We start from the raw sequence: 13,245 nt of genomic DNA, 5'->3' as shown, positions 1-13,245 counted from the left end.
ATCTCCATGTCTTGTGGTGTAGCGGTTGTTGTTTATGTGGCTGTTGTTTGATGCAGGCTTTACGGGTGCAACGGGTTCAGCGGTCGTATGCATAGGCTGCGATGTCGATGGATGGCTCGCGCCCCGCGATCGCATCGGCGATCACGCGCGCACTGCCGCATGCGAGCGTGAAGCCCAGCGCGCCGTGGCCCGTATTGAGCCACAAGTTGCGGTACGGCGTCCTGCCGATCAACGGTTTCGAATCGGGCGTCGCGGGACGGTGACCGCACCACGTCTGCGCGTTCGCGTAATCGCCGGCAGCGGGAAAGATCTCCTGCGCGTGGCGTTTTAGCAGCGCGATGCGCCCCGCGCGCCGCGCGTCCTTCAGGCCCGCTATCTCGACCATGCCCGCGATCCGCAGACGCCCGCCCAGCGGTGCATACACGACCTTGCGATGCAGGTCCGTCACGCTGACGCCCGGCGTGTGACGCGCATCGGCATCATGAATCGTGAGGCTGTAGCCCGTCAGCGGATAAACAGGCAGACGCACGCCGAGCGCGCCGAGCAGCGGCACGCTGCCGAGCCCAAGCGCGACGACGAACGCATCGGCTTCGATATCGCCGTCGTCCGTCCGCGCCGCGACGATGCGCGAGCCGTCGCTCACGAGTTCTCGCACGCGCGTCTCGTAGCGGATTGTCACGGCGTCGCGCTGTTGCAGCGCATCCGCGAGCGCCGAGGTGAAGCGCTGACAGTCGCCCGCCTCTTCCGACGGCGTATGGATGCCGCCCGCGAGCAGCGGCTGCGCGTGCGCGAGCGCCGGTTCGAGCGCCGCGCATTCGCTCGCGTCGAGCGCGCGCTGGTCGGAGCCCGCCTCGACGAGCAGTTCCATCTTGCGCCGTGCGCGTTCGAACTCGTGCGCATCGCGATAGACGACGAGCTTGCCGTTGCGCACATAGTCGAACGAGCCGGACACGAGCGGCTCACTCTCGACGATCTCATGCAGCGCCGCCTTGCTGAGCGCGCCCAGGCTCAGCAGTTCGAGCGCCGTCTGCCGCGCGCGATGGCTGCGGCACGCGAGCAGGAACGCAACGCACCAGCGCCATTGGCCAATGTCGAAACGCGGAATGAAGCGCAGCGCCGAGTCGCGCTTCAGGAGCCACGCAGGGAGCTTCGGCAGCACGGCGGGATCGGCGAGCGGCGCGACATAGCTGTAGCTCAGTTGCCCGCCGTTGGCGAAGCTCGCTTCGAGCGCCGCGCCATCGCGCCCTTCGACGATCGTCACGTCGTGGCCGTCGCGGGCCAGTCTCCAGGCCGTCGTCAAACCGACGACGCCCGCTCCGAGGACACACACATGCATGAATGCTCACTACCCTTGCGTTTTCATTGCAGGCAAGTGTCGCGCGCCGAAATTGCCGCATCAAATGAAGGAAAGCGCGGCTGCATAACCTTGGGTTAAGTCGTTGCACGAGCGCTTCATGTCGCGTAACAGCGCCGCGCGCGCCCCGTGGGCGCTTACACGAAGCGCGCGCGCAGCACGTCGACGAATGCGTTGCCCGCCCGCGAGGCCATGCCGCCGTCGCGCGTCAACGCATACACGCCGACCGACAGCGGCGGCGCGATCGGCCGCATGGTCACGGCTTCTGCGCCGCTCTTCGCGGTCAGCTCGTCGAGCAGCGCATAGCCGATGCCGCGCGCGGCCAGCGCGCGGGCGACATGCCACGTCTGCGCCTCGACGGTCGGCACATGCCCGTCGAGACCGAGCGCGTGCAGCGCATTGCCGATCAGCTCGCCAAGCGGATCGACGTTGCCGATGCTGATCCAGTCGCCTTCGACGAGCGTTTGGAGCGCCAGCGGCCCGGCTGCCGGGTTGTCGTCGCGCGGGCCGACGCACACGACGGGCGTGCGCCCCAGTTCGACGGACGCGATGCCCGGCCGCGCCGGCGGATTCAGCGCGACGGCAAGATCCAGATCGCGCGTGAGCAGCGCGTTCAGCAGTTCTTCCGTGTGCCGCGTCTGGATCTTCAGCGACACGCGCGGGTACGCGGCCCGGAAGGCTTCGACGGTCGATGGAATCAGACTCAAGCCGAGGCTCGGCAGACAGCCGATGCGCAAATGCCCTTCGGGTTGCAGCGCCAGATTGCGCGCGAGATCGCGGATGCTGTCGAGACTCGTCTGCAGCTTCTGCGTTTCGGAGAACAGCAGTTCGGCTTCGCGCGTCGGCTGCAGGCGGCCGTGCACGCGGTTGAAGAGCGTCAGGCCGACGCTGCGCTCCGCGTGCGCGAGCACTTTGCTTACAGCGGGCTGCGAAACGCACAGCAATTCGGCCGCCTTCGATAGCGAGCCGGTGCGCATGATGGCGTGGAAAACTTCGATGTGGCGCAGGCGCATGGCGCGGGATGGAGGTCAGCGGGTGAGTGGAAAGGGGTCAAGCATACTGTCTTTCGATGGCCCGTTCGACGATCCGCACGGCCGATGATGCCCCGGCGCTCCCCGCCCTGCCGTGGACCCATGTCGCTCGCACGAAAGGCCGCCGAATTCCGGACGCGACACGCGCGAATGGTATCGTTCGCGTTTGACGTGCATCACGAAATGCCTGCCCGCCTCGCGAAACGAAAGACCGGCAGGCACAACGCCTCATGAATCAACCGAATCCGCCACTGCCGCGCGCCGCCGGGTCGGCAGAGCCCATCCGCCGCCGCTGGCCTCGCACCGGCAATCCGCCGATGTTCAACGCCACGCTCGCGTGGCATGTGCTGATGTTCGCCGGCTGGATATTCGCGCCGTCCGCGTGGCCCTGGTGGGTCGCGGGCATCGTCGCGAGCCATCTGGTCGTCGTGGCGATCGGGCTATGGCCGCGCTCATCGCTGCTCGGCCCCAACTGGACGCGCCTGCCCGACACGCCGCGCAACGCGGACGCCGTCGCGCTCACGATCGACGACGGCCCCGATCCCGTCGTCACACCCAAGGTGCTCGATCTGCTGGATGCGCACGGCGTGCGTGCGACGTTCTTCTGCATCGGCGCGCGTGCGCAACGTCATCCGGCGTTGATGCGCGAAATCGTCGCGCGCGGGCATGCCGTCGAAAACCACTCGCAGGTTCACGTGCATACGTTCTCGGTCACGCTGCCACGCGGGTTGACGCGAGAGATCGACGCCGCGCAGCGCACGCTCGAATCGCTGACGGGCGAGCGCCCGATGTTCTTCCGCGCGCCGGCCGGCCTGCGCAACGTGTTTCTCGAACCGGTGCTGCAAAAGCTCGATCTGCGGCTCGCCGCGTGGACGCGCCGCGGCTTCGACACCCGCGAGCGCCATCCGCAGCGCGTGCTGGAGCGGCTCGTCGACGGGCTCGCGGCACGCGACATCCTGCTCGTGCACGATGCGACGGCGGCACTCGGCGCGTCGGGCAACCCTGTCGTCCTGGACGTGCTGCCGCGTCTGATCGAAACGGTCCGCGCGCGCGGCTTGCGTTTCGTGACGCTGCGCGAGGCGCGCGGCGAGTGACCGCCCGACGCGCGCACGTGAAGCGTGGCGTCGCGTGACTGCGCGACGAGCGCGCGTGAAGCGTGCCGTCACGCAGCGTGTCCTCGCGTGGGCTTGCGTGTGTTTGCGAATGTTTGCGTGTCAGACCCGGCGCGGCGCGCGCCGCATCGCGCCGGGCTGCGCGCCCATGCGGCGGCGCCTGTGCAGCAGCCCCTACGCGGTGCGGCGCCGGACGAGATGGTAGATCACCAGCAGCACGATCGCGCCGATGATCGACGCGATCCAGCCCGCTGCCTGCCCCGGCTGATACCAACCGAGCGCGCGCCCGACATAGCCCGCCAGCAGCGAGCCGGCAATGCCGATGATGATCGTCAAGATGAGACCCATGCTGTCGTCGCCCGGCTTGAGCGCGCGCGCGATCAAACCGACGATCAAGCCGACGACTATCGTACCGATGAGGGAAAGCATGCGAACCTCCGATGAAAGTGGGCACCACGGTGCACTGCTACTGCTCGATACTGCCAGACTGCGCTGCATTTCTGTATGACGGCGTCGCGCGCGTTGCGCGGATTGCGCGGATTGGGCCGCGATGCCGCGATGCCGCGATGCCGCGAAGCGCGCGCCGCCGTCACGGCGCGACCGCGAGGTGACGCCTCATAGCGCCGGACGCGGCGATCAGATGCGGAAATCGGCGGACATGTCGTCGTCGGTGCGCGCCTCGATTTCTCCGCTTCGGCACGCCTTCATGAACGTGTCATAGTCGCGCTCGACCTGGTCCGCGTACGCCGACGCGTACTCGGCGAGCGCTTCAGCAAACTGGTCGCTGCGGCCGATATACGCGCCGATCTCGATCGCCTTGCCGCTCGCCTTCGCGTGCGCGCGCGCCAGCGCCCAGCCGCACAGACGCGCATAGCCGTTCATCTGGTCGACATCGAGCAAATCGACGTTCGGCGTCAGTTTCATGTCGCGCAGTTGACGCATATAGAAGTGCCCGCCCGACGGCCCCGTCGATCAGCCCAAAAAAATATCGCTTGCCGCCTGCAACATGCGCTGCCCCTGCACGATGCGCTCGCCTTCGTGCCTGGGCTCGGACTTGTGCGAGCCCGCCTTGTAATGTTGCGCGATCACCGAGCGCCGCGCTTCCTTGACTTGCAGGAACAACGGCTTGCCGTGCGGATCGGCCGTTAGCAGCACGAGGCAGCGCGTGCCCACGCTGCCGACGCCCACTACCTTGAACACGAGATCGTGCAGCGCAAAGTTGCCGAGCAGTTCGCGCCGATCGTCGGAGAGCGTCTTCAGATAGCCTTCGTACATGCCGTGAATCAGCTTGCGCCAGTCGCCGAGCGTGAACCAGTCGTCCGTGGAATCGAACAGCGTGCTCGAACCGTGCACGTGAAAGAGACTGGGCGGCGCGTCGCGGATTACATAGCGGTCGCCGTCGCGCTCCGCCATCTTCTCCAGCATGCTTTCGTGCGTGCGGCCGCTCGCCCTTTCCATCGCGCGCCGGATGAGCCGACGATTCTCGGCATTCACGGCCATGTCGACCATCCGGTCGAACGTGATGCGCTCGTACCACAGTTCCAGCGCGCCGCTTTGCGCGTACTGCGCGATGCGGTCGCGGTACTGGTTGACGGCCGTCATCACGAGGTCATAGGCCGCGCCACGGCTGAAGCGCATGTGCCGCGCCGCGACGACGAAGCTCGCCGCCAGGCGCTTCAGGTCCCATTCGAAAGGTGCGGCGGAAACCTCGTCGAAATCGTTCAGATCGAAGATCAGCTGGCGCTCGGGCGTCGCGAAGCCGCCGAAGTTCAGCAGATGCGCATCGCCGCAGATGGGCAGAGTGAGCGTCGTATGCGGCGTCATGCTGAGATCGTGCGCCTGCACGATCGCACTGCCACGAAAGAACGCGAACGGCGACACCGTCATGCGGCCATAGCGCAGCGGCACGAGCCGCTCGACGCGGCCTTCGCTGCTTTGACGCAGCAGATCGATCGGATTGCGGTGCATATGGCCGATCGCGCGGTGACTGGAGCGCTTTGCGTGCTCGCGGGCCGCGCGCCCACTGGCTTCCCGTTCCGCGATGGTGCTCGCCTTCATGCTTTTCTCCGTTCTTGTGAATCAGCTTTGCATCGCGCCGCACGGCGACGGCTTGCGACGACGACGCATCGTGACTTTTGATCGCTTCGGGCTGGCGTAAATGGTTCGCTCCGTGGGTTCGTTTGCTCCGTGTTGCGCCGCACAGCGGCGGCAGGTCGCGCTGTGCGCTGTTCAGTTGCGTTCACTGATGTTCGGTTATATCCGGTTTTTTAGACACGCCGGCGCGTGGTTGGCGCGCGCCGCAGGTTGCCGCCGACTGCCGCTTCCCGTCGATGCTGGCTGCCCCGCTAGATCGTAAACGTCCATCGCTGGAGCGTATTAAATCTCGCTGCGCACGGGCGCGCAAGTCTACGCGCCGCCGACAGCCGTATGCGGACTGGCCGCGAGCGACGCGCCGAAGTCGCCGTGATACGTGTAGATGCCCTGATGCGACAGCTTCGATTGCGTATCGACAAATACGCGCCCGCCGATGTCGCGCCAGCGACGGCAGAACGCATAGTCCTCCGACAGGTAGCGTCGCGTCGACGGCTCGACCATCACGTCGAAGAACCGGTAACAGAGATTGCGAAACGGCGAATCCGGCGGGCCGTCCGGCACATAGCTGAGTTCGGGCAGGCGCGCGATCATCGTCTCGATGACCTTGCGCCGGATGCACATGAAACCCGTCGGCGCTTCGCTGACTTCGAGAAAACCATCATCGTCGACTTCGGATGAAACGCCATCGTGCGCATTCACGGGGTAGCGCAGATACCGCGCGGCAAAGCCATGCTGCGTGAGACCCGCGGGCAGCTCGGCCGGCCAGTCGAAGCGCTTGAGCGGATAGACGCCCGCCACGACGTCGCGATCGGCAAGCAACAGGCGAAACACCAGATCGACGGAAAAACCGATGTCCGCGTCGATCCAGAACAGGTGTGTGAAACCCGGATCGAGCAGGAACTCGGCGACGGCCTCGTTGCGTGCACGGGTGATCAGGCTTTCGCCCGACCGGATTCGCACCGCGCCTTGCATGCCCGTTTGCCATAAGCCGTTGTTGAGCGCGAGCAGACTGTTCGCGAAGTTTGCCGCGACTTCGCCGCCATAGCATGGCGTCATGAAAAGAGGCTTCATCGATTTGAGCGCGGATGTGTCGAGCATCGGATGTTCCATTTAGAAGTGTGTGTGCGGGATCGGCGGCCTGCCGGGTTTTGTCTACGGCCGAGCGCTGAAAGCAGCACACGGCATGGCGAAAGAAAAATCGATGAGTATCGCTGAATATCTGAAACAGGATTGTGAGAACAGTCCTAATGCGATAACCCGCGTCCAAATTTAGGACGGGTCTCATTTCCTTCGATACACCCCGCCGACAAACTCTTCGCCTTTCGACTTCTTCCCGCAGCGACCCGCCTGCTGCGCCATCGACGTGAACCCGCTACTGCTCAAACGATCCGGCATCGCCTGCTTCGCGCTTCTCGCGGCCGCCTGCTCGTTCTTCGTCCCTCGTGCCCCTTCGTCGCAAGTCACGCCCGCCGACAACGCGCTCGTCATCGCCGCCGCGCGCGAGTTCCCGTATATGCCCGCGCGCGAAGGCCACATCACGCCCGACCGCATCGTCAACACGGCGACGACAGCCGTGCTGCTGAAGAAAGGCGTCGAAACGGCCGTGCGCGAGGCCGTCGCCGCCGCGTGGCGCAAATCGGGCATCGCCGTGACCACGCACGACAGGCTGGTGCTGAGCGGCGGGATCGAAGCACTGTCCGTCGACGATGTGCGCTCGCCCGCCGTCTGGACGATGACCGTGCGCTACTTCGTCACCAACGCATCGACGAGAGAGACCGTCTATGCGAAGACGACGACGGTCCATTGTATCGGCAGAAGTTCACCAATCCCGCCTTCGCACTCGACGACATCGTGAAGCTCAGCGTCGATGCGCTCGTCAGAGACCCGTTGTTTCGCGACGCGCTGCAGCCGGTCCAGTAAGCGCCCTCCCCTCTACGTCGGCGTTGCGTAACGGCGGCGCCGCGCCGGCATTTCGCTACAATCGAACATTCCTTTCCTGATTACGCTGCCGCGCCGCACCATGCCGATGGGCGCAGCGCGGCGGCCCGTCGCGAGCGTGCCGTCATGTCTCTTACCGCCTGGCTGTTTTTTCTCCCCGCGTGCTTCGCGATCAACCTGGCGCCGGGTCCCAACAATCTGCTGTCGATCAACGTCGCGGCGCGGCACGGTTTCATGACCGCGTTCGTCGCCGGCTGCGGGCGCCTCGTCGCGTTCGCGGGCATGATCGTGCTGGCCGCGACGGGCCTCGCCGTCGTGCTGCACGCATCCGAGCTGTTCTTCCTCGCGATCAAGCTGACGGGCGCCGCCTACCTGATCTGGCTCGCGATCCAGCTGTGGCGCAGCGACGCCGGCCCGATGGACGCGCTCAAGCAAGACGACGCGTCGCTGTGGCGCATCGCGCGCCAGGAATGCTTCGTGGCCGCAGGCAATCCAAAGGCGATCCTCGTGTTCACCGCGTTTCTGCCGCAATTCGTCGACATCGCAAAGCCGATGCTGCCGCAGTTCGCGGTGCTCGGCGGGAGCTTCCTCGTGCTCGAATGGTTTGCGATCGCGCTTTACTCGTGGGCGGGCATGCATCTCGGCAAGTGGCTGACGCGCGCCAAAGTGCGCCGCTGGTTCAATCGCTGCTGCGGGATGTTTCTCGGCGCGATCGGCGTGAGCTTTTTGCTGGTGCGGCGCTCGGCGTGATGAATGGCCCGGACGAATGGCCTGGCTTAGGACCCGCTCTTGTGGCTCGTTTTTTGCATCGTGCAAAAAGCAGCCGAAGCACGGCCATAAGCGATCGCGAATGCAGCTGGCGAAACTTTAGCCGTCGCTGATCGTTGTGCACCCGTATGCTGAGGCCATCACCGCGCAGCCACGGACGCTCGCCGTGCACTTCCGGCAGGAAACAGCGCCCGCTTGCACACGCGCGCACAACGATTCCAATATCAGGAGGCGATAACCATGAAGATCTGTGTCTTCGGCGCGGGTGCGATCGGCGGTCTGATGGGCGTGCAGCTGGCGCGCGCGGGCGCGGACGTCAGCTTTATCGCGCGCGGCCCGCATCTGGCGGCGATGCGCGAACACGGCGCGCGCCTCATCGTCGATGGCGAAGAGGTGTCGGCGCGCGTGCGCTGCACGTCCGACCCTGGCGAACTCGGCGTGCAGGACATCGTCATCGTCACGCTGAAAGCGCATTCGCTGCCGGGCGTCGTCGATTCGATGCAGCCGCTGCTCGGCAAGCACACGGCCATCGTCACGGGCACCAACGGCATCCCCTATTGGTATTTCTACAAGCACGGCGGCACGTTCGAGGGCACGCGCCTCGCGAGCATCGACCCCGACGGCTCGCAATGGGGGAAGCTCGGCCCCGAGCGCGCGATCGGCTGCGTGCTGTATCCCGCCGCCGAGCTCGTCGAGCCGGGCGTCATCAAGCACGTGTACGGCAAGAAATTCCCGATCGGCGAGCCGGACGGCGAACGCACGCCGCGCATCCAGCAGTTTCACGAGGCGATGCAGGCGGCCGGTTTCGAAGCGCCGATCCGCGACAATATCCGCGACGAAATCTGGCTGAAGCTGTGGGGCAATCTGTGCTTCAACCCGATCAGCGCGCTCACGCACGCGACGCTCGACGTGCTGACGAGCGACCCCGGCACGCGCGCTGTCTCGCGCACGATGATGCTCGAAGCGAAGCGGATCGCCGATCACTTCGGCGTGCATTTTCGCGTCGACGTGAAGAAGCGCATCGACGGCGCGGGCGCCGTCGGCGCGCACAAGACCTCGACGCTCGTCGATCTCGAACATCGCCGGCCGATGGAAATCGATCCGCTCCTGACCGTCGTGCAGGAGATGGGCCGGCTCGTCGGCGAAGAGACGCCCGCGATCGATATCGTGCTCGCGCTCGTCAAGCTGCGCGAAAAGATGGCGCTACAGGGAGACTGAATCGGACTCGCGTGACGCGATGCACGCGGAAGACCGGGCGTAGAGCCCGGTCTTTTTTTATGTGCAGCGTCGTCCCAGTCGACACGTCAACACGTCAGTGGTCGATCGCGAGCCAGATCGCCTTCGGTTCCGTGAAGTTCTCGATCGCGACGTCGCCGTGCTCGCGGCCAAAGCCCGAATCGCCGGAGCCGCCCCACGGCAGGCGCACGTCCGTGTAGCCGTAGGTGTTGATCCACACGGTGCCCGCCTTCAGCGCGTGCGCGACCCGATGCACGCGGCCGATATCGGCACTCCACACGCCCGCCGCCAGGCTGTACGCGGTGCCGTTCGCGATGCGCACGGCGTCCTCTTCGTTGTCGAAGGGAACGACGCTCGCGACAGGCCCGAAGATTTCCTCCTGCGAAATGCGCATTTCGTGCTCGACATTCGCGAACACCGTCGGCTCGACGAAGAAGCCCTTTTGCCCGATCCGCGCGCCGCCTGTCACGATCGACGCACCTTCGTTCCGGCCGATGTCGACGTAATCGAGCACCGTCTTCATCTGCGCGGCGGAGACGAGCGGCCCCATCGTCGTCTCGCGCTCCGCGGGATCGCCGACCTTGATCGCCTTCGCGCGCGTCGCGAGCCGCTCGACCACGTCGTCGTAGATGTCGCGATGCGCGAGAATGCGCGAGCCCGCCGAACACACCTGCCCCGTGTTGAAGAAGATGCCGGATGCGGCCGCGCGCACGGCGTTGTCGATGTTCGCGTCGGCGAAGATCACGTTCGCCGACTTGCCGCCCAGCTCCAGCGTCACGCGCTTGAAGTTGCCCGCCGCGCCTTGCAGGATGCCGCGTCCGACAGAAGGGGACCCAGTGAACGTCACCTTGTCGATGCCGGGATGCGCGACGATCGCATCGCCGACCACGCGCCCTTTGCCCGTCACGATGTTCAGCACGCCGGGCGGCACGCCCGCCTCCAGCGCGAGCTCGCCGACGCGCAGCGCGGACAGCGGCGTGATCTCCGCGGGCTTCACGATCATCGTGCAGCCGCACGCGAGCGCGGGCGCGATCTTCCACATGCCGATCATCAGCGGGAAATTCCACGGCACGATCGCGCCGACCACGCCGACAGGCTCGCGCACCGTGTACGTCAGCGCGTCGGGACGCACGGGCACGACCTGTCCGTTGATCTTGTCGCACCAGCCCGCGTAGTACGCGAGCGTGTCGATTGCGGCGGGCACGTCCTGGCGTTTGACGGCTGCAAGCGGCTTGCCCGCATCGAGGCTTTCGAGCGCGACGAGTTCGTCCTCGTGCTCGCGCAGCAGTTCGGAGAAGCGCATCAGGATGCGGCCGCGCTCCGCTGCGCGCATGCCGTTCCATACCTTGAGCGCGGCGCGCGCGGCCTTTACGGCCGTGTCGACGTCCTGCGCGCTGCCTTGCGCGACGAGCGCTATCGGCTCTTCCGTCGCGGGGTTGATATTGGTCGAATATTCTCCGGTGCCTGGCGGCAGCCGTTTTCCATCGATGAGAAGTTCATGGCGTCTGAGGTCGGTTTCAGTGTCCATCTCGTGCTCCTTGCGATAAGCGATATGGCATATTCGCGAACCGTCGGCTGAACCGCCCCTCCCTTCGACTACGACGCTCTCATCAGCGCCTCGCCTTCAGGGACGAGCGGCATCGGTTCGTCCGTTGCTCCTTGTATTGTTGTTTGCGTTGCAGATACTGCGCCTGAATTCACTTGCTGGCTGGCAAGCGGGTTTACGACCGGGCTCACGACCGGGCTTACAACCGTGCTCACACGCGGACTCGCGCGCGCCGCGGCGCCCGTCGGGTAATCGGTGCCGGCAAAGAGCGACCACACCGCGTCGGCATTCGGACGCAGCGAGCGATTGCGGCGGCGCACGAGCATCGTCGTCACCGATACTTCCGGCACGAGCGGACGCGCGACAAGCGAGACGGGCAGCGTCGATGTGTGCGCGTCGATAGGCAGCACGCCGACGCCGAGGCCCAGCTCGATCATGCGCAGCGCAGCCGCCACATGCCCGCACTGGTTCGCGCGCTGCGTGTCGATGCGATGCGTGTTGAGCGCGCGCTCCGTCGCGTTGCGCGTGCCCGCCTCGGCGTTGAGCGTGACGAGTTGCATGACATGCTCTGTATTGCGCAACGCTTCCCAACGCAGCGCGGCCCCGCATGCGAGGGGATGCACGCGCGGCAGCACGGCGCAAAGCGGCGTCGAGACGAGCGGTTGTGCGTGAAAGACGTCGGCGCCCGCGATGTTCGCATCGCACAGCACACCGAAATCGACTTCGCCCTGCTCGATGGCGGAGAGCACCGCGTGTTGAGGCTGTTCCTTCGCAGTGACGATCAGATCGGGAAAGGCCGAAGCGCAACGCGCGAGCCGCTCGGGCAACCAGCCCGACGACAGCACGGGATCGCACGCGACGACCACGAGCCCTGTGTGCTCCTCATGCGCAGCGCGCTCTTCGCGCAGCGTCAGCTCGATCTCTTCGATCAGGCGGGCGATGCGCCGTTCGAGGCGGGAGCCCGCTGTCGTCAGTTCGACCTGACGCGTCGTGCGATCGAACAGACGCAAAGCGATCGCCTCTTCGAGTTCGCGCACGCACCGGCTCACGGCCGATTGCGTCAGGTCGAACTCGCGCGCCGCGCGGGTGAAGCTCCGCTGACGCGCGACGGCGACGAACACCTTCAATTGCTGCAGCGATACGTTCATGTGTTCAGGTCGCCAGCGAAAGAGTGATCCGGACGTTATTTGCCCGTCTGTTCCGGCCAGTGACGCAGGCCGGGGCCGTTTGCCGCGAGTTCAGGCTCGAGCTCGTGCGACGTTTCGTTCGATGAAGCGATCCAGCGCGCGCGCATCGGCGCAAGTATGAATTTCGCCGACACGCCCGCCGCAATCGTGACCACCGCCGACACGATGAACACCAGATTCCAGCCGCCCGTCGCCGCGAGCACCGACGCGATCGGCACGATCAGCGATGCCGTGCCCTTTGCCGTATAGAGCGTACCGGCATTGGCTGCAGCGTACTTGCTGCCGAACGTATCCGCGCAGATGGCCGGGAAGATCGAGAAGATCTCGCCCCAGAACAGGAAGATCAGCGCCGCGAACGTCATGAACGCATACGGGTTCTGGCCATACTCCATGAGGCCGAGCAGCGCGAGCCCCTCGCCGATGAAGATCGCAAACATCGTGTTCTCGCGGCCGATCTTGTCGGAGATGAAACCGCACAGCGGACGCGTGAAGCCGTTGCAGATGTTGTCGACCGACAGCGTCATCGTGAGCAGCGGCAGCGTGGCGCCGAAGAGCGTCATCGGCAGGTTCGCGAGGCCCCAGTCTTTCGCGATCGGCCCGATTTGCGCGGTCGCCATCAGGCCGCCCGCTGCAACCGCGACGAAACACAGATAGATCACCCAGAACACGGGCGCCTTGATCATCTGACCCGGCGTGTAATCGGCCTTGGTCACCGCGAACTTGCGTTTCGCAGGTGGCGCTTTTGCGGTGTCGGGCTTGCGCAGCAGCATCGCGAGCACGAAGATCGCCACGCCTTGCAGGATGCCGAAGAACAGGAACGTGTGCTCGTAGCCCTTGGCCGTGATCATGTTCGCGATGGGGATCACCGTGATGGCCGCGCCCGCGCCGAAGCCCGCCGCCGTCAGGCCCGCGGCGAGGCCGCGCTTGTCCGGGAACCACTTGAGCGCATTGCCGACGCACGTGCCGTACACGCCGCCCG

General features: G+C 65.7%; 11 protein-coding genes and 1 pseudogene. 4 read left to right on the top strand and 8 right to left on the bottom strand.

Annotation, left to right across the window (positions count from 1 at the left end):
• Window positions 1-76: 76 nt before the first annotated feature.
• Both BMW76_RS19665 and BMW76_RS19660 read right to left on the bottom strand, forming a co-directional pair.
• The gene (locus tag BMW76_RS19665) at window positions 77-1,336 is read right to left on the bottom strand and encodes a D-amino acid dehydrogenase (protein WP_090868045.1); all 1,260 of its coding nucleotides are present in this window, start codon (window positions 1,334-1,336) and stop codon (window positions 77-79) included.
• 155 nt (window positions 1,337-1,491) lie between these two features.
• Window positions 1,492-2,367 carry a LysR family transcriptional regulator gene (locus BMW76_RS19660; protein WP_090868043.1) on the bottom strand — a complete coding sequence of 292 codons (876 nt, stop codon included), beginning with the start codon at window positions 2,365-2,367 and terminating at the stop codon, window positions 1,492-1,494.
• Between the two features lie 248 nt (window positions 2,368-2,615).
• On the opposite strand from BMW76_RS19660, the gene BMW76_RS19655 reads away from it, so the two are divergent.
• Complete coding sequence (locus BMW76_RS19655) at window positions 2,616-3,479, top strand: polysaccharide deacetylase family protein (RefSeq protein ID WP_090868041.1); 864 nt, start codon at window positions 2,616-2,618, stop codon at window positions 3,477-3,479.
• A gap of 192 nt (window positions 3,480-3,671) precedes the next feature.
• On the opposite strand, the gene BMW76_RS19650 is transcribed toward BMW76_RS19655, so the two are convergent.
• From BMW76_RS19650 to BMW76_RS19640, 3 genes and pseudogenes are all read right to left on the bottom strand, one after another.
• Complete coding sequence (locus BMW76_RS19650) at window positions 3,672-3,926, bottom strand: GlsB/YeaQ/YmgE family stress response membrane protein (RefSeq protein WP_090868039.1); 255 nt, start codon at window positions 3,924-3,926, stop codon at window positions 3,672-3,674.
• A 207-nt stretch (window positions 3,927-4,133) separates the two neighbouring features.
• Window positions 4,134-5,555, bottom strand: a pseudogene (locus BMW76_RS19645) (DUF2252 domain-containing protein).
• Window positions 5,556-5,903: 348 nt separating this feature from the next.
• Window positions 5,904-6,689 (bottom strand): hypothetical protein, encoded by a 786-nt coding sequence (locus tag BMW76_RS19640; protein WP_090868036.1) that lies wholly within the window; start codon window positions 6,687-6,689, stop codon window positions 5,904-5,906.
• 265 nt (window positions 6,690-6,954) lie between these two features.
• Here BMW76_RS19640 and BMW76_RS19635 point away from each other — a divergent pair, with 265 nt between their 5' ends.
• The 3 genes from BMW76_RS19635 to BMW76_RS19625 all read left to right on the top strand — a co-directional run bounded on the left by BMW76_RS19635 (window position 6,955) and on the right by BMW76_RS19625 (window position 9,515).
• The gene (locus tag BMW76_RS19635) at window positions 6,955-7,446 is read left to right on the top strand and encodes a hypothetical protein (RefSeq protein ID WP_245763284.1); all 492 of its coding nucleotides are present in this window, start codon (window positions 6,955-6,957) and stop codon (window positions 7,444-7,446) included.
• A gap of 209 nt (window positions 7,447-7,655) precedes the next feature.
• Entirely contained in the window at window positions 7,656-8,279 is a 624-nt protein-coding gene (locus BMW76_RS19630; protein WP_090868034.1) for a LysE family translocator, read from the top strand.
• 258 nt (window positions 8,280-8,537) lie between these two features.
• Window positions 8,538-9,515 carry a 2-dehydropantoate 2-reductase gene (locus BMW76_RS19625; protein WP_090868032.1) on the top strand — a complete coding sequence of 326 codons (978 nt, stop codon included), beginning with the start codon at window positions 8,538-8,540 and terminating at the stop codon, window positions 9,513-9,515.
• A gap of 94 nt (window positions 9,516-9,609) precedes the next feature.
• On the opposite strand, the gene BMW76_RS19620 is transcribed toward BMW76_RS19625, so the two are convergent.
• The 3 genes from BMW76_RS19620 to oxlT all read right to left on the bottom strand — a co-directional run.
• Window positions 9,610-11,061, bottom strand: coding sequence for an aldehyde dehydrogenase family protein (locus BMW76_RS19620; protein WP_090868030.1), 1,452 nt, complete (start codon window positions 11,059-11,061; stop codon window positions 9,610-9,612).
• Window positions 11,062-11,129: 68 nt separating this feature from the next.
• Window positions 11,130-12,227, bottom strand: coding sequence for a LysR family transcriptional regulator (locus BMW76_RS19615; protein ID WP_090868028.1), 1,098 nt, complete (start codon window positions 12,225-12,227; stop codon window positions 11,130-11,132).
• A gap of 35 nt (window positions 12,228-12,262) precedes the next feature.
• Window positions 12,263-13,245, bottom strand: a 983-nt coding sequence (gene oxlT, locus BMW76_RS19610) for an oxalate/formate MFS antiporter (protein WP_090868025.1), incomplete at its 5' end; no start/stop codon positions are given.

The sequence above is a fragment of the Paraburkholderia diazotrophica genome (assembly GCF_900108945.1).
GTDB lineage: Bacteria > Pseudomonadota > Gammaproteobacteria > Burkholderiales > Burkholderiaceae > Paraburkholderia > Paraburkholderia diazotrophica.
This window is presented reverse-complemented; position numbering and strand designations above follow the sequence as displayed.